The sequence below is a fragment of the Caballeronia grimmiae genome (genome assembly GCF_022879615.1).
Classification (GTDB): Bacteria; Pseudomonadota; Gammaproteobacteria; order Burkholderiales; family Burkholderiaceae; genus Caballeronia; species Caballeronia grimmiae.
In genome coordinates this window covers 37,577-62,738 of the sequence record NZ_CP084275.1, presented here as the reverse complement: position 1 = coordinate 62,738, position 25,162 = coordinate 37,577, and the positions used below count along the sequence as shown (strand labels likewise).

General features: G+C 58.0%; 22 protein-coding genes. 4 read left to right on the top strand and 18 right to left on the bottom strand.

Annotated features, from left to right (window positions below; genetic code table 11):
- Positions 1–132 precede the first annotated feature (132 nt).
- The 6 genes from LDZ21_RS26585 to LDZ21_RS26560 all read right to left on the bottom strand — a co-directional run bounded on the left by LDZ21_RS26585 (position 133) and on the right by LDZ21_RS26560 (position 8,165).
- On the bottom strand, positions 133–774 hold the full coding sequence (locus LDZ21_RS26585; protein WP_244797586.1) for an HAD-IB family hydrolase: 642 nt from the start codon (positions 772–774) through the stop codon (positions 133–135).
- Positions 775–850: 76 nt separating this feature from the next.
- A complete protein-coding gene (locus LDZ21_RS26580) occupies positions 851–1,390 on the bottom strand; it encodes a hypothetical protein (protein WP_244797585.1) in 540 nt (179 codons plus the stop codon).
- A gap of 49 nt (positions 1,391–1,439) precedes the next feature.
- Positions 1,440–1,679 carry a hypothetical protein gene (locus LDZ21_RS26575; protein ID WP_244797584.1) on the bottom strand — a complete coding sequence of 80 codons (240 nt, stop codon included), beginning with the start codon at positions 1,677–1,679 and terminating at the stop codon, positions 1,440–1,442.
- Positions 1,680–1,683: 4 nt separating this feature from the next.
- Entirely contained in the window at positions 1,684–4,275 is a 2,592-nt protein-coding gene (locus LDZ21_RS26570) for an HD domain-containing protein (RefSeq protein ID WP_244797583.1), read from the bottom strand.
- A complete protein-coding gene (locus tag LDZ21_RS26565) occupies positions 4,272–6,953 on the bottom strand; it encodes a DNA topoisomerase (RefSeq protein WP_244797582.1) in 2,682 nt (893 codons plus the stop codon). Before LDZ21_RS26565 ends, LDZ21_RS26570 begins: the two co-directional genes overlap by 4 nt.
- Positions 6,954–7,181: 228 nt before the next feature.
- The gene (locus LDZ21_RS26560) at positions 7,182–8,165 is read right to left on the bottom strand and encodes a hypothetical protein (protein WP_244797581.1); all 984 of its coding nucleotides are present in this window, start codon (positions 8,163–8,165) and stop codon (positions 7,182–7,184) included.
- 332 nt (positions 8,166–8,497) lie between these two features.
- On the opposite strand from LDZ21_RS26560, the gene istA reads away from it, so the two are divergent.
- The 3 genes from istA to LDZ21_RS26545 all read left to right on the top strand — a co-directional run bounded on the left by istA (position 8,498) and on the right by LDZ21_RS26545 (position 11,705).
- Positions 8,498–10,015: an IS21 family transposase gene (gene istA / locus LDZ21_RS26555; RefSeq protein WP_244797688.1), complete on the top strand. Its 1,518-nt coding sequence runs from the start codon at positions 8,498–8,500 to the stop codon at positions 10,013–10,015.
- Between the two features lie 6 nt (positions 10,016–10,021).
- Positions 10,022–10,810 (top strand): IS21-like element helper ATPase IstB, encoded by a 789-nt coding sequence (gene istB, locus LDZ21_RS26550; protein WP_244797580.1) that lies wholly within the window; start codon positions 10,022–10,024, stop codon positions 10,808–10,810.
- Between the two features lie 259 nt (positions 10,811–11,069).
- Positions 11,070–11,705 carry an XRE family transcriptional regulator gene (locus LDZ21_RS26545; RefSeq protein WP_244797579.1) on the top strand — a complete coding sequence of 212 codons (636 nt, stop codon included), beginning with the start codon at positions 11,070–11,072 and terminating at the stop codon, positions 11,703–11,705.
- Between the two features lie 82 nt (positions 11,706–11,787).
- Here the strand turns inward: LDZ21_RS26545 and LDZ21_RS26540 are convergent, their stop codons facing one another.
- From LDZ21_RS26540 to LDZ21_RS26530, 3 genes are all read right to left on the bottom strand, one after another.
- Positions 11,788–12,867: a DUF3150 domain-containing protein gene (locus LDZ21_RS26540; protein ID WP_244797578.1), complete on the bottom strand. Its 1,080-nt coding sequence runs from the start codon at positions 12,865–12,867 to the stop codon at positions 11,788–11,790.
- Positions 12,868–13,026: 159 nt separating this feature from the next.
- On the bottom strand, positions 13,027–13,359 hold the full coding sequence (locus tag LDZ21_RS26535; RefSeq protein WP_244797577.1) for a hypothetical protein: 333 nt from the start codon (positions 13,357–13,359) through the stop codon (positions 13,027–13,029).
- Positions 13,356–13,913: a hypothetical protein gene (locus LDZ21_RS26530; protein ID WP_244797576.1), complete on the bottom strand. Its 558-nt coding sequence runs from the start codon at positions 13,911–13,913 to the stop codon at positions 13,356–13,358. The genes LDZ21_RS26535 and LDZ21_RS26530 overlap by 4 nt, the downstream gene beginning before the upstream one ends.
- 310 nt (positions 13,914–14,223) lie before the next feature.
- On the opposite strand from LDZ21_RS26530, the gene LDZ21_RS26525 reads away from it, so the two are divergent.
- Positions 14,224–14,436 carry a hypothetical protein gene (locus tag LDZ21_RS26525; protein WP_244797575.1) on the top strand — a complete coding sequence of 71 codons (213 nt, stop codon included), beginning with the start codon at positions 14,224–14,226 and terminating at the stop codon, positions 14,434–14,436.
- Between the two features lie 312 nt (positions 14,437–14,748).
- On the opposite strand, the gene LDZ21_RS26520 is transcribed toward LDZ21_RS26525, so the two are convergent.
- From LDZ21_RS26520 to LDZ21_RS26480, 9 genes are all read right to left on the bottom strand, one after another.
- Complete coding sequence (locus tag LDZ21_RS26520) at positions 14,749–15,813, bottom strand: AAA family ATPase (protein WP_244797574.1); 1,065 nt, start codon at positions 15,811–15,813, stop codon at positions 14,749–14,751.
- 192 nt (positions 15,814–16,005) lie between these two features.
- Complete coding sequence (locus LDZ21_RS26515) at positions 16,006–17,877, bottom strand: vWA domain-containing protein (protein WP_244797573.1); 1,872 nt, start codon at positions 17,875–17,877, stop codon at positions 16,006–16,008.
- A gap of 164 nt (positions 17,878–18,041) precedes the next feature.
- The gene (locus LDZ21_RS26510) at positions 18,042–18,392 is read right to left on the bottom strand and encodes a hypothetical protein (RefSeq protein ID WP_244797572.1); all 351 of its coding nucleotides are present in this window, start codon (positions 18,390–18,392) and stop codon (positions 18,042–18,044) included.
- On the bottom strand, positions 18,392–18,961 hold the full coding sequence (locus tag LDZ21_RS26505) for a hypothetical protein (protein ID WP_011876115.1): 570 nt from the start codon (positions 18,959–18,961) through the stop codon (positions 18,392–18,394). The genes LDZ21_RS26510 and LDZ21_RS26505 overlap by 1 nt, the downstream gene beginning before the upstream one ends.
- Before the next feature lie 20 nt (positions 18,962–18,981).
- Positions 18,982–20,892, bottom strand: a complete 1,911-nt coding sequence (locus LDZ21_RS26500) for a helicase-related protein (protein ID WP_244797571.1) — start codon at positions 20,890–20,892, stop codon at positions 18,982–18,984.
- 140 nt (positions 20,893–21,032) lie between these two features.
- A complete protein-coding gene (locus tag LDZ21_RS26495; RefSeq protein WP_244797570.1) occupies positions 21,033–21,452 on the bottom strand; it encodes a hypothetical protein in 420 nt (139 codons plus the stop codon).
- Positions 21,453–21,662: 210 nt separating this feature from the next.
- The gene (locus tag LDZ21_RS26490) at positions 21,663–23,357 is read right to left on the bottom strand and encodes a conjugal transfer protein TraN (RefSeq protein WP_244797569.1); all 1,695 of its coding nucleotides are present in this window, start codon (positions 23,355–23,357) and stop codon (positions 21,663–21,665) included.
- A gap of 23 nt (positions 23,358–23,380) precedes the next feature.
- Complete coding sequence (locus tag LDZ21_RS26485) at positions 23,381–24,604, bottom strand: hypothetical protein (protein ID WP_244797568.1); 1,224 nt, start codon at positions 24,602–24,604, stop codon at positions 23,381–23,383.
- Complete coding sequence (locus LDZ21_RS26480) at positions 24,601–25,020, bottom strand: hypothetical protein (RefSeq protein WP_011876120.1); 420 nt, start codon at positions 25,018–25,020, stop codon at positions 24,601–24,603. The genes LDZ21_RS26485 and LDZ21_RS26480 overlap by 4 nt, the downstream gene beginning before the upstream one ends.
- Between the last annotated feature and the right edge of the window lie 142 nt (positions 25,021–25,162).

Below are 25,162 nucleotides of genomic sequence, written 5' to 3'. Positions count from 1 at the left end.
CAAAACATCAATGAGGCGCGAAATGTAGCTTGTATTGTCGGCATGAGGGTTTATACTTACTCCGTCTCCTCCATGTCTCCTCCTGATATGGATTCGGCCCGCCTGCTTCTGGCGGGCCTTTCTTTTCGGGTGTCAACGCGACGTTTGTGTCCAGTTGGCCAGTGCAGGTAACTGCCGCTCTCCTCTAATCCATGCGAACGTAGCGATCGCGGCCATGTCTCGGTCCCCTCTACTGTCTCCGTACACATATAGTGTCGAGGGAGGCATCGAATTCCACCATCGCGTCAGGCGCCGAACCTTTTCAGGTCCCCAGCAATTGGCCGAGAGTAGCCGGCCGGAAAAGCCTCGCTCACCGATCTCGAGCTCTGTGGACAGCACCGTATCGATATCGTGGGTTCTCGCCCAGATCTCTAGGTAAAGCGATGGAGAGGCACTTACGATAACCACGGTGTGTCCGAGAGATTGATGATCGCGGATTCGAACAAGCATCTCTGGCCGGACGATTTCCAACAGCCGCGTCGAGCAGAAGCGTTCAGCCGCGCTTTGTAAGGCACCAACAGAGACACCGTGCAGAGCATGACGGAGGAATCGGGCCTTGGCGCTGCCGCGATCGGTGAGACCCAATGGCACCCCTATTAGCCACGGCAGCGCGGCAGCAACGGCCAATGCGAAGCGCGTGCGTCCCACTGTGTGACGTATGAAAGATTTGAGCGAGTCCTGGGTGGTGATGGTGCCGTCGAAGTCGAACGCGGCTACTGTCTGATCTGATGGCATTCAGGCAATGGAAGTTTTGCGGGATAAAAAAAGAAAAGCCCCGAGCGCGCTATGACGCGCATCGGGGCATGGCGGTTCATCGGGTTACAGAGATACCCTGTGACTCGAAGAAGCTCAACACTTCCTCTTCCGACGGGAAATCACGTTTTTTTTGCTTCGTTGTGAAAACACCGTGATCGTCGAATACCCGATAGACACGGTTCGTTCCAAACCAACAGATGCTGCGCGTTCCGACCACAACAAGCGGTGTACGCCGTTGTGACAGCTTGAATCTCGCACCGTGCAACTTCGCCGCGAGACTCTCTAACAGTTTCTGTGGTTTCGGCGCCTTGGGCGACAGTGACCATTCTCTCCGCACGAGATCTCGGCAGCGCTTCCCGCCGAAACTGTCGAATGCCTCTTTGGTGATGACGTTATCGCGCAGATCGTGCAGTAGGGACCACAGATGTGCGGCTGCCGCTACCCCCTCGGGAGCGGCGTCCGGCTCGATCACGTTGCCATTCGAAGCAATGAGAGACGCGCTCTCTCCCGGGACTGACCCGGGCACAACTTCGGCCTTAAAGCCCCGCGCCGCTAGGAAACGGGAAAGATGTTGGATTTCACTGGCGTAGTGCATGGTTGATTCTCCTCATTGACCGTGTGCGTGTGATGCACAACAGCCGCATCTACTCGACAAGCGAACTGTTCTCCGCAAGCCGATGAGAATGCCTTTCGATCACACTGGTCGGCGGCAGGCCAACTACAAATTCCCCTTCGATCGCCCAGAACTCCCCGTTCTTTCTACCCTTGCTATACGCGTCGTCGATGGTCTCGCGTCCGAATGCCTGGCGAAGCGCATCGATAAACGCCGTGGTCTCCGGCATCTGCTCACGAGCGTTTGTCGGCCTACGCAGCAACGTATCCATGTGGTCACTCCGGGATGCCGACCATCATTGCGCCAGGCTGAGGCTCAATGCTTGGCAGTTTGGCGGATTTGGCGAGTTCCTCGATATCGATGTCGCTCGCGACCTTCGGGATGTCAGTGGCGAGAACATAGTTGAAGCCATTTCTGTTGCCGCATACGACCAGTTGCTTCGAGGCGATAAGATCCTTCAACCGTTCGAGCGTTTTCGTCGCGGTACGTTTGACTGGCTTAACCTTTGGTGTTCGTTTGCTGAATAACAGCGGATCGGTCATCGCTCCTAGCGCAGACAGGGCTTCGAGCGCGGCAGCCTCCTTCTCGGGTGACTGTTTCTTCCGGACGTTCGGCATATCGGCGTCGGGTATGGCGATCCCCGGCCGGTCAACGATCAGCGGCTGTTCCGAAGCCTGGCTAGCGGTAAAGTCTTCAGCGGCGGGCTGCGCCGGCGGAACCTCGACCGTTGGCACTGAGGCCTGTGGCGGAGTGCCGTCTAAACCCACTGAGGATGACGGGAAGTCAGCGAAGTCTCCGCCATCAAATATCGAGCCCATGTCTTCAGCGCCTTCGCCAGCCTTGGGCAGAATATCGTCGAACGGATCTTCAGCGTGCGATGCTTCGACGGGTCCGATCGTCGGCAAATCACCCTCAACAGCGGAGTCTGAATCGCCCCCGATCGTTGGTATATCGGATGCGTCGAGCTCGTGGTTGTTATCCTCATCTGCATCCGCGGCTACTGAGAGTGCCTCAGAATCATTCACTGGGACGGAAGGCACGTCCACCGGCGCCGCGACTGCGCTCGCATCCGGGTTTTTGACGTTGGCACTCGAGTTCTCGGATACGCTGTTCGCTGCCGTCTTCACCGCTGCGGTGGCCGGAACAGCAGCCGGAACAGCCGCCGAAACAGCCGCCGGAGACTGGTTCACAGGGGGGGACGCGGCAGGTGTCGCGGCTGGGGCAGGTGTCACCGCAGGCTCTGTGGTGGTCGCGACCGGGCCCTTCTCAAGCCGCAACTTCGTTTGCGCCTTGGTCTCGCTTCTGCCACTGATCTTGATACCACGGGCTACGTCGTCGCCAAACGCGCGGCGGACGAGGTCACGAAGCACCTCGGGATCACGAATGCCCGGATTGTGCGTATAGATAGGCTTATTGATCACCATTCGTGAGCCGAAATTCGGCAAGCCACCTAGCTCCGCAAATTCAGGCGTTGTCGTCAGCGGTTTGAAGATGACGACAGGTTCCCACGTCGAAATATGCTGCCCGTTCTTGCTACTGCGGAAAGAGACCGCATACATTGGGTGGTAGCGCGCAAAATCGATGCCGTTGTGCTGGTCGTAGAGCAACCCCTTCTCGCCCAGCGTGAACAGAAGGTTCATGGTCACGCGATAACGGGATTCGCCCTCGTCGAGAGACCATCCAAGCTTCGCGAGAATGAGGCGCCGGAGTTCAAGCTCTTTCACGACAATCAGCCCGTCGTGCTTTTGCCCGATCTTGAACGTGGCATCGCGCGCTTTGTCGCCAGTGCCGTTGACGCGGCCGAATTCCGTGACCACTTCAACAAAGGCGTTGTAGATAGAGGTCGCTTGCTCTTCCGTGATTTCGTCATCCTCGTCCGCGGCATCACGGCCGCTCTCGATCAGCCCAGTTTTTTTGTCGACATAGATCAGGAATTCCATCAACGCCGACATCCGGTCATCTATTGCGAGGCCATTTTCATCCACGGGAAAGGCGCTCGGATGATGGTAATGTCCAATCACGAGGTTGATGGCACGGCGATCGCGTGCAGACAGCTTCCAATATTCCGGGAGACGCGCGAGCATCCGGGCGCCCAACGAGTCATGAAAGATGCGGTCGTCATCGTGGTCGGTACTCGACCCTTCTTCGCGCGTGGCGATGCTGCCGTCTTCGTTGATCGTATAGGCTTCGAGTTTGCCGAAGTCGTGAGCCAGCGCGATGATCGGCACCAGCGGGTCTGCCGCATCAAACACATATTCCGGATTGCGCTTGGCGATGATGAGACGCTTGGCTTTCCCGCGCTTCTTCGCGTGCACGCCTTCGTATGTCCAAGCTCCAGCCTCTTGGAGAGCCATCTCGGTCACCGCGAGGCAATGCTCCCACAACCGGCGATTTGCATGGCCGCCCTTCCGGTGGGTTGCCGGGTGCCCCTTGTGAGCAGAGTACACATCCCATACTGCAAGGAAGAATGCCGCATGCTCGGGGTGTTCGACCTTGGTCTTCTCTACCCAGCCGGACACGATCTTGCTTTGAATCGGAAGGCGCTGAGAAGCAGTCGGGACGCGCGGGGACGCGGGCGCCAACATGGGGACATGACCGAGTGTCGACCATATCCCGTTGACGGCGTTGCCGCCCCGGCCCTTGTAGAGCCGGTTCATCGCCTGAACTCGTTCGAACCAGATCAGCCAGACGCCGATGCCGAAGCCGCCCAAGGTGCCGGCTAACCAGTACCCAAGGGAGTAGGACACGTAGCCCCAGTTCTGAATCACTTCGAGCGGCGAGCCGCCGAACTCGACCAGGGTCAGTATGATCCACCAGAAGCCGAAGACCATGAGTGCGGCCCGGAAGATCCGGTTCTTCGAGTTCACAGGAATGCTCCTTCGCTCGTGGCACCGGTAGCACTAGCACCAGCTTTCATTACCGGCTTGCCGTTGTCATCTTGCAAAATGCAGCCGCATCCACCGCCATCCTTCTTGAACGCGCTACAACCCCAGAAGTAGCCCTTCTTATCGCGGCGCTCGCGCCTGAACATCTGCGCTCCACAATCCGGACACGCAATTGGATCGGGCCTGGTCACCGGGGCACCGTCCTTGTCGTCCATCGTGTTTTTGCAGCCTTCCCGATCTGTACAAGACCAGAAGTAACCTTTCTTTCCCCGGACGCGGTTCATGTCTGAGCTGCATTTGGGGCAAGGCTGAGCGGCCACCTTCGGCACGGGATTTCCCGCACTGTCATCCAGTGTCGTCTTGCAATTTTCACGGTCAGTGCACGACCAGAAGTGACCATTAGCACCGGAAATCCGACGCATCAGCTTCTCGCAGACGGGGCAATGCACCGGATTGCCAGATGCATCGGTGGTGTTTACAGTTTCGTCAAAGAAGAACTCCACCTTGTGCTCGTCATTGAGACGCAGGCACGCGGTGAACTTCTTTTTGCTGTTGCTGATGAAGTTATTGAGGTTCATGACCACGCGCGTGGTCAGCAACGTATTGGCCTCTGATGGCTTCAGTTGACGCCCTGCAATCTCTTTCCACAGTCGGAAGCCGCAGGCCGATTCGCAGTCAAACGTTCTTGCACCGATCGCGATCTCGCCGCCGCATTGAGGGCATTTGGCGTCGAGCTTCTTTACTACGACCTCAGCTGCTTTCTTGCGAATTGCGTCGATGATCTGGCGCGTCAAATCACCGATCTCGTTGTTGAACGCATCGCGTCGATATTCGCCCCGCTCAATCAGACGCAACTTGTGCTCCCATTCCCCAGTCAGCTTTGGCGACGCAAGCAGTTCGATCCCGTTATTACGCAGGAACTCGATCAGGCTGATGAGTTTGGGCGTGGGCACCAGGCTTTTGCCGTCGCGCTTCAGATACGGTTCTTTCGGATTACCCTTTCCGTCTTTGTCTGCGAGCAGCCCTTCAATAATCGCTGCACGCGTCGCGGGGGTGCCGAGCCCCCTTTCCTTCATGGCATCCGCTAACTCGTCGTCATCGACGAACTTGCCGGCGCTCTCCATGGCGGCAAGAAGCGTGTCCTCGGTGTACCGAAGAGGCGGCTTCGTCTTGAGCGTCTTCAGCTCGATCCTGACTGTCGTTACCGCCTCGCCCGCTTCATACTTCACCAAGGCTGGCGTCTTCTTATCTTCATCGTCGACATCTGCGCCGTAGACAGCCATCCAGCCTTCGCTGATCAGCACGCGGCCGGATGATTTGAAATGCTCGCCAGCGACGACCGTGATTCGGGTTGTGACCTGGTATTGCGCCGCCGGGTGAAACACGGCGAGAAAGCGGCGCACGATCATGTCGTACACCTTTCCCTCTTCCGGCGTGAGGCCTTCGGGACGCTTGCCCGTCGGAATAATGGCGAAGTGGTCGCTAATCTTGCCGTTGTCGAATATCTTCTTGTCCGGTTTTACCCAGCCACCATCGATCACGCGCTTCGCGTGCGGTTCGTATGTCGTGCCCACCAGTGACTCGATCGTGGATTGCGCTTTTGCGACGTAATCCTCCGGCAGGAAGCTGGAGTCAGTGCGAGGGTAGGTTGTGACCTTGTGCTTCTCGTAGAGCGCCTGCGCGATGTCGAGAGTGCGTTTGGACGAAAGGCCCAGCTTGCGGTTGGCCTCGCGCTGTAGGCTCGTCAGGTCGTATAGCCGCGGTGATCCCTTCGCAGTCGGCTTCGACTCTTCGCGGACATCGGTTGGGTTCGTCCCGCTGCACTTTGCGACAATCGCGTCCGCCCTGTCCTTCTCAAAGAACCGGTTAGCGGTCTCGTCCGATTTTCCGCTGCCGCCGCCCTCACCCAGCTCTTGTTGTTCGCCGGAGGCCTTAAAATTAGGATCGAACCACTTTCCGACATAGTTTCCGGCAGCGACGCCGAAATGACCATGGACTTCCCAATAGTCCTTGGCTCTAAAGGTTCGGATAGCCATTTCCCGATCGTAGACCAGCGCACCCGTCGGCGTCTGGACGCGACCAACCGAACGATTCTCGACAGATGCCGTCTGTCGTTCGTACAGGCGAGTTACGCCACGTGACCCGTTGATCCCGACAAGGTAATCGCCCTCGGTGCGACAGAACGCGGCGTCTGATAGCCCGTCGAAATCCGCGCCAGGTTTCATCGAGTGGAACGATTCCCGAATAGCCTCGGGGGTCATTGATCGAAACCACATGCGCTTCATTGGTTTCGTACAGCCCGCCAGCTTGTAAATCAGGCGGAAGATCAGTTCACCTTCCCGCCCCGCGTCACAAGCGTTAACTACGGCGTCAACGTCTTGGCGAGACATAAGACGCTTGAGTTGCGCAAATAGTTGAGGCCTGTTGGCACCGTCGATCACGCGCAGATCGAATGAAGGCGGGATGACAGGGAGTGACTGGAGATCCTTGCCGGATGTGTCCATCAACGTCGAGAAAACCTCAACCAGATGGCCTTGCGCCGATGAGATGATGACATCCGGGCTTTCAAGCCAATTATCGACGCGCCCGAACCCCCCCAGCGCCAGAGCGATGTCCTTAGCAACTGAAGGCTTTTCGGCAATGATGAGAGTTTTCCCCATCGACTGTGTTCCCCTCTGAATTTGGGTGTGTGATTACTGCTCAGGGGGCCAGCCGCAGGGTGGCTGAATTTGCCGGCCGGCCACCGGGCAAGATAGGGTGTTCCGTTCAAGGCTGCTGAATGTGGCAGCCCACATCGGCTTGCGGCGCCTGTTCTTACAGCGAGCGCAGCCTACTCCGCTTCTGCGTTGGCCCCTGCGCCCTCAAGACTTACAGGGGCCTTCCGCGCTTTACTGCTCGGGCTGGTTGAAGGCGGAGGCGAAAAGTGCCGTGCGATCCACATCCCCGCCGGCGGGCGTTTCCGCGCTCGTGGCCGTTGCTGCGGCTTCGCGGACCGGACGTGCTTCGCGCTCGAACAGCTCGACGGCCCACGCGGGGATGACCTTGATGAATTCCGAACCCGGAGGAACGGGAGCCGGAAAATCCTTCGCCTGGAGAAAAGGAATGATCGACACTGGCGCGATCTTCGTTTCCGGATCGGGGGCGCCAATGGCCTTCACGTCGAGCCGGAATTCAGCACTGACGCTGACCGCAAATCCGCGCTGGAGTTTGTCGGCGAGCGGCTGAAGGTTCTTCCCGTACCAGCGGATCGAGAGGCACTTGTCGGCGTCCTTGGTTTGGCGCAACAGCACCACGAGTCGATCGTTGAGCGGCTTGCCTTCGGGGCCGACGCGATTGCGTTCAAGCGATTTCGCTTGGATGAAGCCAGCAACACGCACGTTGTTGGTCGCGTTGCGGTTCAGCCCCATGACGCGCCAGTCGATTGCGTCGAGTCGCTTTTGAGTGTCTTCCGGCCGTCCGAACTGCTCTTCGAGGCGCTTGATCGAGCTGGGAACCCCAGAGTCTTTCGCCGCTTCGTGCACGAGCGTACCCCACTTGCGCAGCAGGTCTTCTGCATAGCGCTTGTCCATATGCATGGTGTTCGGCTGCTCGAACGAAATACTGCGAAGCCGCACGACGCGTTGGTCGCCTTCCTTGTCTCCAAAGGCGTGGCAGATCGCAAAGACCAGATCGCCTTCCTGGAGGTTTCGGGGCAGCGGCGTCTTCTTCGGATCGAATTCGATCGGAAGCATGTGGTTTTCACTGCGGGTTTGCTGGATGTAGCACACGCCATCACCCGGCTTGCGGAGCACACCGCCGATATACCCCGAATTCAGCATCCCGTTCGGATACGAATAGGAGTCGGCGTTCTTCTTGGCGTCCATGGGCAGCATGGAGAATCTCCTGATTGAGTTGATCGGTACGTTCGCGCACAGAAATTATACTGAACACGTATCGATAATACAACGAAACGACAAAGCTATACCAATCGTTTGTCATAGGTTGTCACGGATCGCCGTATAGGAGCCAATTGATGATCGGCGCATAGGCGCCAGCGCAGGATCGGCGTAATGGAGCCAGTCCATGATCGCCGTAATGGCGCCACCCGATGATCGGCGTATAGGCGCCACCTGCGCCGTGTAGCAGAACGCGGTTCGAACTTTCCCAGCTGGGTACGCTTCGCTCTTTTCTGAGCGGAGCGCCCATGGCCAACCGGAGGTTCGAATTGTTTGAGTACCGCCAAGTCCTTGTCCGTATGCGGCAAGGCGATTCCGACCGCGACATAGCGCGCGCCGGGCTCATGGGCCGCAAGAAGCTCACCGCCGTAAGGCGCACCGCGCAAGAGCTCGGCTGGCTCGATCCGGCGCTGCCGCTGCCGCAAGACACTGTGATCGCCGGTCAGTTCGGCCGCACGCCGCATCTGCCCAGCACCTGCGTGTCGACCCTCGAGCCCTTTCGCGAGCAGATCCGCAACTGGTTCGCGGCTGACGTGCAGGGCACGACGATTCACAGTGCACTCAAACGTAACCATGGTTACACCGGCAGCTACTCGGCTGTGCGCCGCTTCCTCAAGCATCTGGAGGCCGAACGCAGTGTCACCGCGACGACGATTCTGGACTTCCCGCCGGCCGATGCCGCGCAGGTTGACTTCGGCGCCGGTCCCGCGCTCATCCACGAATCAGGTCACACGCTCAAGACGTGGTTCTTCGTCATGACGCTATGCTGGTCGCGTCATCAGTATGTCGAACTTGTGTTCGATCAGACCGTCGAGACGTGGCTGGCCTGCCACCGGCGCGCCTTCGAGTGGTTCGGCGGCTGCCCCGGGCGAATCATCATCGACAACGCGAAGTGCGCGATCATCAGGGCATGCACGTACGACCCCGAGGTCCAGCGCTCATACGCGGGCCTCGCTGAAGGATATGGCTTCAGGATCGATGCCTGTCCCCCGCACGACCCGCAGAAGAAGGGCGTCGTTGAATCGGGCGTCAAATACGTCAAGAAGTCCTTCATGCCGCTGCGCGCGTTTCGTGATCTTCCGGATGCCAATCGGCAACTGCGCGAATGGATCATGCGGGAAGCCAGCGTTCGTGAACACGGCACGACACGCGAACAGCCGCTGGCACGCTTCGCCATCGAGAAGCCGCTGTTGACGGCGTTGCCCGATGTGCCGCCGGTGCTCGCAGCATGGTCCACGGTCACCGTTCATCGTGATGCTCACATCCAGCATCACAAGGCGCTCTACTCGGTGCCGTTCGCCCTGGTCGGCAAGACGCTGTGGGTGAAGGCAACAGACACGGTCGTGCAGCTGTTCCATCAGCACGAACTCGTCGCCACCCATCCCCGGCTGCGCAAACCCGGTGCGCGCTCAACCGTTCGCGATCATCAGCCGCCGGCAGCACAGGCGTGGCTCGAACACGATCCGCAATGGTGTCTGGCGCAGGCCAAAGAAATCGGTCCGTCCTGCCACGCGCTGGTTCTAGCGCTCTTCAACGATGAGGTGCTCGTCAACCTGCGCGGCGCGCAGGGCATCATCCGGCTTCGCGGCAAGGTTGGTGACACCCGGCTGGATGCTGCATGCGAACGGGCGCTAGCGCATGCCAGCCCGAGGTGGCGAACCGTCAAGACGATTCTGGACAAAGGTCTGGAGAGCGAGCCCATCGCAGAGTCCCCGCAAACGCTCACCGATACCTACGTCAACGGTGGCCGCTTCGGTCGCAATCTCCAATCCCTGCTGATCCACTAAACGCGCATGAATCCCAGTCCTGAACTTAACACGACCCTCAAGCAGTTGCGCCTGTCTGGCGTGCTCGATTCCCTTGAGCAACGCAACCGGCAGGCCATTGACGGCCAGCTCGCCTACACGGAGTTCCTCGCCATGCTGCTGCACGATGAAGTCGCCCGACGTGACCAGAAGAAGCTGCGCACCCGTCTGGCCCGTGCTGGCTTCGCAATGGGCAAGACCCTGGAAACGTTCGACTTCGACCGGCTGCCGAACCTGAATCGAGCCCATATCCACGACCTCGCTACCGGTCGCTATATCGATGAGAAGGTCGCGATTCTCATTGCCGGGCCAACCGGTACCGGCAAGTCGCACTTAGCCCAGGCGCTCGGCAATTGCGCCGCCCGGCAGGGGCGTGATGTCGTGTTCGCCACGCAGACTAGGCTATTGAACAGTCTGCAGGCAGCGCGCGCGACCGGTACCTATGAGCGCAAACTGAAGCAGCTTGCAGGCGTACCGGTCCTGATCGTCGACGACTTCGCGCTCAAGCCGCTGCGCTCGCCGCAGGATGAAGACTTCCACGACCTGATCGCGGAACGGTACGAGAGCGCCGCGACGATCCTGACGAGTAATCTCGACTTCAGCGAATGGGGCGATGCGTTCGCCGGCAACCGCATCCTGGGCGCTGCGACACTCGATCGCCTACGACACGGCGCCTATCGCATCGTGCTTGATGGTGACAGTTTCCGGGCGCCCAGACCAATGCCCGAACCCGACCAGATGCGGCTTGCGAAATCGGCTAAAAAAACGCATCCTTGAGTACGTTCGAATCCGCGTTTTACTCCACTTCAAACTGGCGCCATTACGGCGATCATCCCCGGCGTCATTACGACGATCCGTGACATAGGTGGCGTAACGTAAGAAAAAGCCACTTGTTTCAGCGGCAAAAGTGCTTGTATCTTGTTGTTATGTGTGTAGAATCGAATTGCTAAGAAAATGCGGGGTAGATGCATCCGACTCAAGGTGTACAAAGACCCCGGACCCTATTAACGAGCCGTAGCCTTCCTGGAGTCGAGCTATGACCACCAAAAAGCAAGCCGCATCGGCGGCCAACACGCCCTCTCCCAAGCGTCGAGTTTCGGCCAAAACGGTCAAAGGGCGAGGTTCGAAGGCCCCGGAGCAACTCGAGTTGGCAGAGGCGGAGTCGCAGCCCGCAGTCGATAAGCGAAAGGTTGAGGGCCTCCGATTGATCCGCTTGATCAAGAAGACGCTCGTCGAACGTGACCTCCCAGAGCGCACCATCTCCGACATCATGGGTGTCACGCCGATTTACTGGAACTCGATGACCAACGGGAACCGGACGATCAAATCTCTCGGGAAGGACAAGCTCTCGAAGGTCGCAGAATTCTTGGGGCTCCCCACGATTCAGGTCTACATTCTGGCTGACTTCTTCGATCCATCGGACTTCATGAATTCGAAGGCGCTGGATGATCAAATGTGGCTCTCCATCGTCAAGATGACCGCAGACACGCAGTGGACCGCATACGCCCCGACGAAGGAGGAGTGGCACGCGCTCCCGATCAAGCTTCGGGCCGGTTTTGCTGCGCTGTATGAACGTGAATTCAACAGGGTGCTGACGAAGAAGGCCCAGATCGAAGTGCCCGAGTTGGCTGGTCCGCCGGGAGAACAGGAATCCACAGAAACTGTGGAGTAGTCTGTGGATAAGTAGTCGCTCGATCAGTCCCGTACAAAAAAAGCGCCCCAGTTTTCTCGAAAGAAGACTGGGGCGATTTACTTTACAGGACCAGTTCCAGCGTGGTCTGCGGCTCGACTGGGGCTTCAGCAACGGGCTCGGCGGTCACCGGTTCCGAAGCAGGTTGCTCAGCGTCACCTTGGTCGGTGGCTTGGGCTGCCTCAATTTTAGGCGTTGCGTCGCCGATCACAAGGAAGAGATCGGACGTGTCCGGCTGTGCAAGAGCTGCGGGTTGTTGTGTTTCGACACCCGTATCCGGCAGTTGAACATCCAGCGGATCGAACTTGACAGAGTCCTCGGCGAGGATGTCTTCCGGCTTCATGCAGCGCGACAGCAACGATGAGACCATCAGAAATTCGATGCCCTCGATGTTCTGTCCTTCAGGCACAGCGGACAGCACTTTGTCGCACATCTCGGCCAGTCGACTGAACTTCGGGGAGAGAACCCCCATCGCGACGGCCTTGTTGCGAATGCGACGGATCAGACCGAGCACCCGGCTGCTCGTGCGGCCTGCGTTCGGACCCTTCCACGACTTCTTCACATCGTCGGCGATTTCCAGTGCTGCCTGACCGACCAAGCCCTTCACTTCCGTCTGCAATGCGTCGTCTGCCCCGAAGAATTCGGTTGAACCGACCCGGATCGCCGACGTGTCGAATGACAGCAAGCGATCGAGATCCTCTCGCTTCGGCGCATGTTGACGGATCAAAGTCGCCCTCGACTGGCCGCTGCTGGTCACACCGGAATTGACCGGGCTGTTAGCCCAATCTTCGATGATGATCGGCAGGTTGGCGAGGAACTTTGATTTCTCGGCCTGAAAATCAGCCTTAATCTTCTTCAGCTTTGTCGACAGAGAACCCGCCTGCTCGAGTGGCACGAAGTAGCCTCGAACACGGTTGTTGACGCGACGAGCAACCCCGACCTTCAGGATTTCGCGTTTGGCTTCGGAGCGATACTTCGATACCCACGAAAAGGTACCGCGGGGAAGCATCTTGCCGACTTCGCGGATGAAATCGTCGGCTTCCACCGTTTTTTCACCCGTGCTGCCGCCGATGATGAAGTCGAAGAGTGCGACGTTGTTCAAAACTTGCATTTCAGCGACTGCGTCGTTTGCTGCTTGGCTCATCTGAATCTCCCAGGAGTTAAAAAGACAGACCCCTTGCGAAGGCCTGGTGACCCGGGATGCAGGACATGCACGCGTAATCGCTCAACGAAAAGAAAAAACCCTCAATCTCAGTGAGAAAGAGGGCTTCGAGGGTTACCAAAGTCGACCGGTCCAAACCAGTCATCGTGCCGGCGTAGTCTCGCCGATTTCTGCTGAGCGTAGCATGTAGCAATTGCCTGGCACGGACACCAACTGACCCGTGTCGCTCAATTTCCAGCACGAATCGCCAGCGCTCTTCACGCCCCCATCGACGATCCTGATGGGTTGATGCGAAAGCTGGTCTCCGTTGCGTGTGATGGCACCGTTGACAGGTCGCCATTCGCTGTGGAGTGTGACGACCGTCACGCTGCTATCAGGAGCAGAAGCTTGATCCTCTGCATGCGCGATATTTGCTACGAGAAGACGGGCGAGAGCCACTGACAAGGTGAGCGTGTTGATAGCAAGTTTCTTCATTTTTTGTCTCCCGCCACGGCATTCAGTACATCACTGGGCGTCCGTTTTACAAGAGCGTCTTTGACCAACCTCTGGAAACGCGCAGTAGCAGCCTGTTCTCCAGTGACGTTCGCGGTGGCCGCCGGCAAAGGTTTGCCGGACCAACTGTTCTTTTCCCCGTTAGAGTTATAGAGCACCACCTCAAATGCGCCCTTCTGGTCCGGCCTGCCGCGGAGTGAAATATGGCCGATCGCCATTCCATTCACTTTGGCGGTTCCGGTACAGAAGGCGTGTTCCCAGATGATGTCGGGCACTTCTACTTTTACGGGCGACACTTTCAGCTTGGTACCGACGCGATAGCCAACGACATCGATGTCCTCGTATGCGACAGCGACGCAGTCGGGTGTTTCACGCACTACCGACTCGACGACCGCGTACTCGAACTCGACCGTAGCACGCGTCCGCAGAAATGGACACGACCGTAGATCGACCCGATCGCCAGTCAGTAAAGCTTCGACGGTCAGCTCGACAACTTCGGATGATTCTGTTAACGCATGATCTTTCTGCTGATTCATGGGATAGCTCCTTGATGGGTTGAAATAGCAGATGGATATGCGAAACGCCGGGCTATACGAAGTCCGTAAGCGCGGGAACGTATAGGCGGCGGCGTCGTTATATTCGTCGCTTGCTCTTTGCCGCGTACCGTATCCTCCTCCCTGCCCCGCTCTTCTCTCTTCTCCTAAGACACGATCGATTACACGACTGTGTTCTTCATATCTATCTCGCACAGACAAACCTAGTGCGAGAGCAACACTCTCGTCCCGCCTCTAGGGGCTATCATCAACCGTCTCGCGGGAGACGAACTGTAGAAAGGACGGCTCAATCATGGCCAAGAAGCACGTAAAGGTCATTGAGCATCTCGCTGGCCTGTTGAAGGATATCGGAGTCGCAACCTGGGGTCTGCTCGGCTTCGGCGCTGTTCAAAAGATGTTGAATGGCACCGCCCTGACCCTGTCGGATGTGGGCTTCGCTATCCTCGGCGCAGTTCTTTTCGTAACCTTCAACGCAGTCGCTCTGTGGCTGCTGAAAGACGAGTAAGAGCTGTTTAGGCAAGCGCCTTTTTTGGGGAATTAGACATGGAAAGTCTTAACGCAGCACAACTTTTCCTAGCCAGCTTGGTCGCAAGCGTAGGCTTGGTGATCAGTTGTGTGGGAATTGCTGTAAAGCGCATGGATCGTGGTATTTGCACGAGCCGGTAATGGAGGTCAAGGACAACGCCTCCCCAAAAAGATGCACGCTAACGTGACCGCCCCTCATGTCGACTATGTCGCTTGAGGGGTTTTTTATTTGCGCTGCGAGGTGATGTTTGCAAAATAAAAAACCCCCGGCGCGAAGCCGAGGGTATGGGGGTTAGGAGATGTCTCCGATGATGTTGTCCCACGAGTCGAGAATCGCCGAGCGTTCAGCTACCGTCCCGAAGTCCAGCAACGTCATGCGGAGGCCCTCTTTGAAGGCGCTCGTGCTGTCGAGACCCATCGCCATCAGCAAACGATGGGTGAGGCCCCAGTTGAGCAGGTTGCGCGTGGTGATCGTGAATTCCAACGGTTCACCATTCTGACCGGCATCTTCGTTCAGCCCAAGAAACTGGCTTCGAACGGTTGCTGCAAGCTTCGCCATCGCTTCGGCGGCCTTCTCTGCCATCCCGACTTGATGCTGGAGCAGCTTCTTCTCTTCGTCTTCGCCGAGGTAGGTTGCGTTGATGACAAAGAAGCGGTCGAGGCTGGCGATGTTCTGCCGCTTGACGCCCTTATACAGCGATGCGCTCCCTCCGTTACCGCCAGCCGAGCCACGGCCGTTGGTATTACCCGTAGCTACGATGAGCGAGCCGGCGGCGATCTTGATACGCTCGCCGGTTTCCGGCACGAGGATGTCGTCTCCATCGAGCACGCCGTTGAGGCTCATCGCGACCGACGGGGCCAACTGGTCAAATTCGTCTAGAAGCAGAATCGAATTCGGCGTGCGCGCCCAGCGAAGAACTGGCCCATCAACAAACGTCATCTGAGGCGCGTTCGACTGGCTTTCGCTAACTTCCTGTGGGCCGCACAGTTTCCACGTGCCAAACAGTTGCGATGCCTCAGAGTCTTCGCTGCACTGATAGCGGAACATAGAGCGTCCGGTTCGCGCGCAGACCTGGCTGATCATCGCCGTCTTGCCGCATCCGGTCGGCCCAAATACCATCAGGTTACGCTTCATCTTCGCCTTCGCGAACGTTGCCGGGAGCGTGCCCGATGCCATCCAGACCATCACGCGACGCAGCGTGTCTGCTTCAAACGCGAAACCGTCGATTGTCTCGGGTGTCTCCGGTGTGGCAGCAAAGACGCGAACCGAGGTCGTCGATTGGTTGCCACTTGCCTTGAACGGTGCTGCGTCGACACCAAAAACTTCGTCGATTGTCTTGCGAACGATTGCTTCCATGCTTTTTCTCCTGAGGTGGGAATGAATGGCCCCTTGCGAAGGCCTGACAGGAGGGTGATGTGAAACACGGGTATGCAATCGCGAGACGCGGCGTGGGTGCGTGTGTGCGCGGAATATTGTCGGTCAGCGCCCGGAGATGAGAGGCGAGGAAACAAAAAAAAACCCCAGGACAAAAGTCGCTGGGGTCGTGGGTTAGCAGATTGCCGCTTCGAGAGAACCGAACACTGCCTTGGCGAGCTCTCGAACGTTGGTCGCTACGCCGTACGCAGCAGAAAGGCCCTTGTAACGGACCTCTTCGCTGGCACCGATCAGGATGAAGCGAACTTCGACACCAAACATCTCCGCTTCTTTCAGCGCAGCCTCAAGAACGGTAGCGTCGCCGGGATCGCCATCAGTGACCACAGCGAGTACCTTCCGTTGCTCGTTCCGGTCCACAAACTTGCGCAGCGCCCACACGACAGCCAGGTGTGTGTTCGTGCTGCCAGTTGCTGCGGCCTCGTAACGTTGCAGCGTGTTCGACCAGTTACCGTCGAAATCCTGCCACTCACGAACTGCGGTGTTATAGCTCGCCACGCCAAACGGGATCTGCGCACCATCGAGTACTTCACCTGCCGCGACAGCAACGCGTCCTGCCGCGACAGCCCTCGATACGTCGAAATGCTGGTGCGGATCGTTCGGACTGGCCTGTGCCTTATGAAGTTGCGGCGCCCGTTCCCTGTCGAAGCACGTACTCATTGACGACGATTCGTCCACGAGCAGGTACATGCAGGTATCGAGCTCTTCGGTTCGAGCCTTCTTCCGGAACACGTCAGTGTCACCAAGCGCGACGCGGTAGACGCGATTCGGTCGAAGCTTACCCGATGACGAATTGCGCCGAACGGCTGCCGAAAACGCCTCGAGGAGATCTTCCATCTTCAGAGCCAGTGCTGCGGCAGTAGCCTTGGCACCCGCGCGAAGACGCGACCGGTTGTCGGCGGAAGCATACGAAGGTGCTTGCCGTTCCGTCATTTCCGAAGTGTGGCTCTGACCGTGACCGCCCTGTTTCGCCTCCTGCATCGCTTCGTTACCGGAGCACAGCACATCTTCCAGCCCTTTGCCGTAGTTGCCGAGGTCGGCCGAGTCAGCGTTCAGGACATCGTCGATCGCTTTGATCAAGTCTCCGGGGGCTGGTTCAAAGTCACTCGCCGTCGAGCCGGAGCCCTGTTGGTCGCCCTGGCCGCTGCTACCTGACGGCTTGCCACCCTGATCTCCCGGGTTTCCGCCTTGCTGACTATCGCCACTCCCAGAGCCAGAATCGCTCTGCTGCTGTTGATTGCCGGCGTCGTTGGAGCCCTGATCACCTTGCTGTGACTGACCGTTGCTCTGGTCTTGTCCCTGCTGGTTCTCCTGTTCCTCCTTGGCCATCTTCAACAACTCGACGATCTTCCGCGCCGCGTTATCAGCGGTAAGCGTATCGATCGCGGTGGCGCCTTCAAGTGCGATGGCCTTCACCTTACCCGTCAACTTCGCGCCAAACTGCTCAATCGCAAGCTTGCGGAAGTCGATAGAGAATTGCTCCAGACAGTTTTGCCCAAGCAGTTCAGAACGCAGCTCGGTGACCAGCCAGCTCACGAGGATCGAGGCGGGCGTATCCTTGTCAGGGTCAGGACCACGGAAGATCTGCCGATCGACCAGGATCTCGATTCCCTCTCGGATTACCTTTTGCGAGCCCTTGTACTTCTTGGCCGCAAGCAGTTCACCGCGAGGATCTTCGAGAACGTTCGAAAGATCGCCTGCGATACCCTTTGCTGGAACAACTGTAAAGTCGGTATGGTGCCCATGACAAAGAATCTCATGCGATACCAATGCCTTGAGCAACTTCGCGTCCTCTTCGGTCCCCACGGCCGCCATGTGCGGAAGCGTCATCACCAGACCGCTGGGATTCGCCGGATCAGGGCCGATGCACGCGGTAGGGATATTCGCCCACTGGATACGGACGGCCTTACCTTTGCGGCTTGCTTCTGCCAGCAGCAGATGTGCGTACAGGTACAGGTGCCGCATTGACACTTTCTTCTGTTGTTGCATGTTGATCTCCTGAGTGAAGTTGGTAGCCGCGCTTACGCGCGAAAGCCTTGCACTCCGGGATGAACTACAGGCAGACGGAATCGTGCGCCGGACGTGCTCCGCGCCCCCATTCGGCGTGGTGTGTATAGGAACGTGATGTGCCGCGAGCGAGATCGAACGATCAGCTACGCGTTTCCGGCAGGCAGGAGAAAAATGCAGTCTGCAACGCGCTGTCCGATGGCAAGGGGCATACCCATATCGGCCGCGTCAGCGACAAGCGGAAATAGGTCGAGAAAGGTCTCAGCGGTGCTGTCGCAGATGTACAGGTTGGCGGCGTAGCGTTGGCCGTCCCACGTAAAGGCGTGCCAGTAGTTGAGGTCGGGAGGAGCGAAAATGTTCAGCCTACGGTCGGAGAGCGAAGACGCGAGCTCGCGGACCATATCCTTCACCGGCGCAGGGCGGATAAGAGCGCCGTCTGCTGCGATGTGCACGGCGGGGCCGTCTGATGGGCGGTCGAACGGGTTATCTGCGGCCATCAAACGCCCGAAATGCCAAACTTCCGAAGGACATCCGTGATCGAATCCGTGAGTGCGTCACGGAAGTGCTTCGGATCAGCAATATTCACGGTCGGCGCCGGAACGACCGCCTGTTCGCAGAACGATTCGACAATTTCGCGGAGAAGTTCAGAAGGCGTCAGGTCGGGCCGATCCACCGACATTTCAGCGACGATCCCCTGAAACCGCTCGAACGTTGTCGCATTGACACGTGTGGAAAGCGGGTTATCAGCCCCTTCGCGCTCGGCGAAATCGATCGTCTCGGCTTGCGCGAGGTACGGGGCAAGAATCGGCTCAAGCAGCGCACGAACCTCTGGTTCGTCGGCGTACTGGAAGGACTGGTTCTTGATCGTTCGGGCCATGAACGCGCGAAGGCTGGGCGCGGACTCTACGTCATCCCGCCCCCTCAGCATCTCGATGACATCCGCGGCGTATTTCAGGGCTGTCGGCTGACTGATCCGAAAGTCCTTCGCAACCACGCGGGAGATGTCTCCGTTGATGATTCTGTGGTAGATCGCCACCTTGATCGGTAGCGGTGTTGCCTTTGCCAAGCTAAACGCCTCTCAGATTCCTACGCCGACACCAGCCCCATGCTTCTTGCGCCGCTTTCTATTTCCTTCCGCTCAATCGTTACTCCCCAGAACAACAGCCGCGAATTGCCCGTTTGGGCATCGCTCGAACTCTCGACATCCCCGAACCCGCGGAGATCGGCGTCGCGCTCGGCGAGCGTGAATCCGTCGTTGCATTCCGCGACGAGTCGCAACCGCGCCATCGCGTCGTCTTCCGCGTCCTCGGGAAGATACAGGAAGAAGAACCCGTCTCCGCCCTTCCGGGCCACCCGTCCGCGGAGCTGGTGGAGCTGTGACACGCCAAACCGATCCGCATTCACCACAACCACGGCCCGGAGCGACGGCAGTGTGATTCCGACCTCGATGACGGTCGAACTAACGAGTATGTCGATGCCGCCAGCCTTCATTTTAGCAATAACTGTATTCTTCTCGTCATCCGATAGTTTTCCGTGAAGCATCCCGACCCGATCACCCCACTTCGCGTGGAATCGCGCGTACGCGGCTTCAACGGAACTGCGATCTCCGTCGCCCTTGTCCTCGGCCAGAGGATAAATGACCGCGACCTGACCACCCTCCTGGATCTGCTGGTAGACGAAGTCGAATAGCCTCCCGCCGTCTTTCCGGTTGACGATGCGTGTCCGTACTCGCTTCGTCACCGGACACTCCCGCAGGATCGAGACCGCGACGCCACCGAACTGCACGAGTGCAAGGGTTCGGGGAATAGCTGTGGCGGTGGCCTCCAGAAAGTTCGTGTGAGATGCGAGCAAACTGGCCTTCTGATCGACAGAGAACCGGTGCTGCTCGTCTGCGACGACGAGGTCAAACTGAATGGCGCTCTTTTTCGCTGCGGAGATGACGGCGGTCGTGCCGACCACGATTCCCTCTCCAATCTTCGAACCGGATACAACTTCGCACACGGGCGTCCCCGGGAAGAGTTGGCGGATTTCCCCTGCGAGCTGCTCAACAAGAAGCTGGCTCGGCGCGATGATAGCGATGCGCGCCCCCTCCAGATGCGCAGCAACGGCCGGCACCATGAAGGTGACGGATTTGCCAGTGCCGACATCACCGGACAAGAGGCGACGCATCGGAAAGGGTGATCGCAGATCTGCAACGATCTCGTCGATGGCCTTCGCCTGGTCCAAGGTGAGTGGATACGGGAGTGCAGCGACAAGTCTGCCTACTTTGTCGCGATCGACGGCGATCGACGAGCCCGCGACCGGCTGGTGCGACTGGTTTCTGATCGCACGGTTCAGTATGGCCTTCAGTGACAGGCTGCGTGCCGTATCGACGGCAGCAGCCCCTTCCCGAACTGATGGCGGCAGGTGGAGCATGCGAATCAGGTCGGCGGGATCGTTGAAACCAGTGGCATTTCGAAAGTCAGACTCACGCATGCCTGCCTGCTCCAGCAGCATGCACGAGGCATCGTTCACCATCGGTAACGCCTGAGCGACTGCCTGCGAAAGCAACTCGCCTTTCACCTGCCCGGGTTTCCCTTGGTAAAGCGGGACAACCCGCCCGCGATCTGAAGCGAGAACGAGGTCCGGATTGTTGAGCTGACGCCGCCCTTCCCAGGTCGTCACCTCGCCGAAGAGGTGAAGCTCGTCGCCGAGTTTGAATTCCTTCCACGGCCAGACACTACCGAATACGGTGATCGAAATCCCGTCTCCGCGCCCGTCAACGCCACGCATCACAAGGCGGCTAGCGTTTTTCCAAAGACTCGTCACATTTCGCTGCTTGTCGTAGAGGGTCTTCTCGGTAAGCGTGAGGACGAGGTAATGCTTTATGCCGGTGTCAGGGATCGGCAGGATGTGAAGTGGTTCGAGGTAGTCGCGATATTCCTTCGGCGCCGACAGGAGGCACTCAGCCAGCGAGCGGAAGCCGAGCCGCGACAACCTGCCAATCTTGTCAGTCATGGCGCGTGCGGGTTTTGATTGCAGTGGGAAAAATAATACATCACACGTAAGCGTAAGGCAATGTGAAGACAATCCAGTCTATGGGTATCAAGAAAAACGCGCCCCAAAGCATGAAGCTTAAGGGCGCGGATGATCAATTTTCAAGCCGTGACAAGGTGCGTGAATCCGTCGGACAGGAAGTCGGCTAAAGGGCGCTTTTTCCTACGGCGTGGGTGATTCAGCTCGTCGATGCGTTGCAGCTTCATAGCATTCCACAAGGCGTGCTCCTCTTTTGCCGTGCGAAGTTTGCTGATCAGCTCCCACTTCACGATGCGAACGTTGTTGAAGTTCCATTCAACGGGCACCCGGTCTGCGAGTTTGTTCTCTGCCTTGAGTCTGATTACGAGGGACATGATCTGCCCCAGATCGGGTTGACTTTCAGGAAACTCGAACGAGTTGGCCCATGCCCTGAAATCGGCAGGGTCCAGCACGCAACCGAGAAAGGGTCGCCCCCAAGCGCTCGGATGCGATTCCCGGTTTGCCCACTTCCCTGCTCCAACCCATTCTCCTGCGCGGAACATAGCGATCTCCTGTGTGATTTGAGAGCGCCAAGCCACTTGCGATGACCTGACAGCCCGGAGATGCAGAACGCAGAATAAGAAACCCCCGGAGGATGTGGATTGCGCAATACACAACCAGAACAGGTGAGTTTTGCGCTCGAAGCCAGTCGTGCGAGGATAAAAAATGGCCCGCAGATCATGCGGGCCACTTGCGGTTGCTGCGGAGGATTATTACTTTGTCGAGCCGGTCTGCGCGGAGCCAGTCGACACGCCAGAGGTGTTGCCAATCGGATTGGTCGAAAGCCCCTTCATTTTGTCGGACATGGTCTTCTGGAGATTCCCGATGTCCGGGATGTCCGTTGCATCCATGATGTCGCCGACGAACTCGCTCATATCAATTGCCGAGAAATCGATCTTCTGAAACTCCTCAGCGGTGAAGCCGTCGCAACTCGGCGCTTCGGGCGTTCCCCAACCCTTGCCGATCTGCGGCTTGCCTTGCTCGTTGATGATCTTGGCCAGCTTCGAGTTGTAGCAGCAGTACGACTGGTTGGTTTGCAGGCAAACACCGAACGTCTTCTTCGAGCAGTAGTCGCCGACATAGTGGCAAAGATTTGAGCCACGATGCATGCCGAGCTGCTGCTCGCCTGCATTGCACTCCATCAGCGACATGACAATCTGGATGGCGACCATGATTGCAAAGGAGTACGGGTCGAACGCAAAGCCGTTACCGAGGCCGTAGACGGTCTGCCCTAACGCGCCTGTTCCGGTCTCGCCGGCCGCAAGGGCGGTCGATCCAGCAGTCCACGAAAGGCCGTACATCGAGAACGACGAGCCAAAGTGCGAAGCCATGTCAATGCCGTCAAAGCCCATCGAGCTGAATGCCGATTGCATCCACTCAGTGTTCTGATACATGTAGTCGAACATGTACTTCGAGCCCACTTTAGCGCCCTGAAGACCCGCGGAAAGCATGATGGTGTTGTTGCTCTTGCCACCCGGATCGGTCTTGCAGCAGTTTTTCAGACCACCATAGCCTTTGCGGCATTCTTCGTGTTCACCCTTAAACAGGTCCATGGCCTTTGCGCCATAGACACCGGCTTCGCGGCCCGCCTCCATGCCTGCTACCGCGGTAGCAAAATCGGTATCGGGCGGATAGCCAGTATCCCAGCAAGTCCCGTCGTAGCAGGACGTGCGCGCACTACAATCTTCGCCTGTCGTCGTCGTACCCTGTTTCGTAACACAGCTATAGGTGATCTGCTTCATTACGCAACCAACAGGATCGGTGCTCTCAACACAGGTTTCGTCGAGCTTCTTGCAACCTTTGTCGATGTACTCCTGACAATCGTTTTTGGGTGTCGTGTTGATACAGGCGTAGTCGTCCTGCCACTTCCAGCAATCCTTGTACACCGGCAGCCCGTTGATCACTCGCGTTTCTGCGCCTTCAACGCATGTATGCGATGCGAGTGTACAGAGCGGATTCTGGCTGTAGGGATCGCATTGCTTGGTGTCAAGGGCATCCTTCACAATTGTGTAGGTGTCGCCGAGCTTGACCGTGTTAGTCGGAGGTGGCGTAGAAGGATCGCCGCATCGGTATGTGCGCTGCTCGGTCAAACAGGTACCGTCCCACGCAGTCGCAACGCAGGTGGTAGAAGTCTGCCAGCATCCCGCCATCGCGTAAAAAGGCGCACAGTAATCGATCGACTCCGGCTTCTTGCATTCGTAGGTATCCCGATAGCGCCAGCAATCGCGATAGACGTCGACGCCTGAGATATTGCGCGTGCCCCCGCCCTCGACGCATACCTCACCGGTGCGACGGCACTCGGCCGCGGTCGCATTCTGCGGACCGAGCAAAGATAGGAATGCGGAAACGAGGCAGAGAGCAAACGCGCAAATGGCGCGTGCCCAAAGGCCGTTTCGGTTGTTTGTCATGCGAGGCTCCTGGTAGCCTGAGGTCACGATCGCGACTCGAGGTTTTGACACTGGTTATCCCAACTGTCGTAGCAAACGGCCGGGCAATACATGCGCGCGTAGATATCGAGCGCGCTTTCGCCATTGCCTGCGACGATCGTGCGAGTCCAGATGGTGTTTTCGCCGTTATGGAGGAACGGTCGCAAGTCGATGTTCAGCCCCATGTTCCAACTGCTACCCAGTTCGGCGTTGCCGAAGGAATTCGGCCCGTACTGGATCTGTGTGTGGTAGTAGGTACACATCCCCGAGTCCTTGCCGCCACAGCTAGCCTGATACGACGTTTGGACTTGGTAAAGACGGTCGCCACCGTATGGACCAACGTACACGGTGATGCCGTTGACCTGTACCCACAGCCAGTCGTCGAATGCCGCCCTGACGAGAGTGAACTGGGTAAGTTGAGTGATGTCGCGAATGTTGAAGCTCAGCGATCGGTCGAAGACAGCACCGTTGGTCTTATCACCGGCCCAGTAGTTGTCCGCGAATGTGCCGAACTGAAGATCCCATGTGCCTCCCCCGACCGGACCGAGCCAGACGCGCATGTCGCCCTGCGTTGATCCGGGAACAATGCCCCCGTTATCGCAGCCGTCCTGCCCAGGCTGACACCATACGTTGAGCACCTTGTCGCACTGTTGCGTGTAAAGGCTGTTCTTCGTCACGTTGCACTGGTAGTTGCTGTCCGCGTCGACCTCAACCACTTGGCCCATGTTGCACAACTTGTCGTCCGTGACCAGATACTCATTACAAACTTCGGTCGAGTGCTGATCGGGCGTCGTGGTCGTCGCCGGCACGCAGCCGTTGTCGTTGTAATGGCCGTTCGCGTTGTTGATGGTGTCGCCAATGCCCTTGATAATCGGATCGTCGTTGCCGATCGGCACCTTGACCCGGTTATCCGGGTTCTTGGCGAGAAAATTGACAGCGTCGCACTCCTGGTTGGCGACGGCGTCACTTCCGTGGGTCGCTGTTTTGCACGACGTGATCCGGCTCACGCCCACGTCGAAGAGCGACGGGCCGCCGAAGCTTGAGCTCTGGCTCGGCGTCGTCGTATAGAAAGGTACGTTCTTGGCGTTGTTGTTCGTGATATTGCCGTTCAGCTTGTCGAGCTGGCCTTTGCCATAGCTGAGCCCGTCTGAGTGCGCGTCAGCCAGAGCGAGGCCGCTTTGCAAGGCCAAAGCGCAGCTAAGAGCACCGAGTAGTAGAAATCGTCTCATTTGATCTGCTCCGGAGAAGCTGCCGATTTTTCCGGCGGCACTTTCGACCAGTCGACCGCTTCAGCCGGCGGCATTCCATCGGTGCACAGGTTCAGTTCGTAGGAAAACTGGAGCGGACCGGTGCTTCCATCCTTTTTCGGAATGTTTTCCTGTCGCATCGTCACTCGCAGCCGCGCGCAATCCTGCTGCTGGTAGCGCTTCACGACCTCTGCGGTCATCAGGATTGGTGAGGTCGAATGGGTCCTTGACTGCCAGCCTTCGAGGAAGGCACCGCTGAGTGTTTCGGAAGCGGACCCGTTGCGGATCGCCGCAAAAAGAATGTCTTTCGGTTCCGCCGCGACGGCCTGACCGCAGCTGATCAGCACCGTTAGCCCGATTAAGCCGCGGGCGAACCGGCGAGCATGACTCGAATACATTGAAATCCCTCAAAATGGATACTGTTGTAGTACGCGTAAATGTTATGTATTCTCGCGCGTGTTGTCTGTATTTGCAAGGGGGACAGGTAGCGGGGAGCGTTGCCCGTTGCGGGCGTTTTCACCGTGAAAACGTATTAGTACG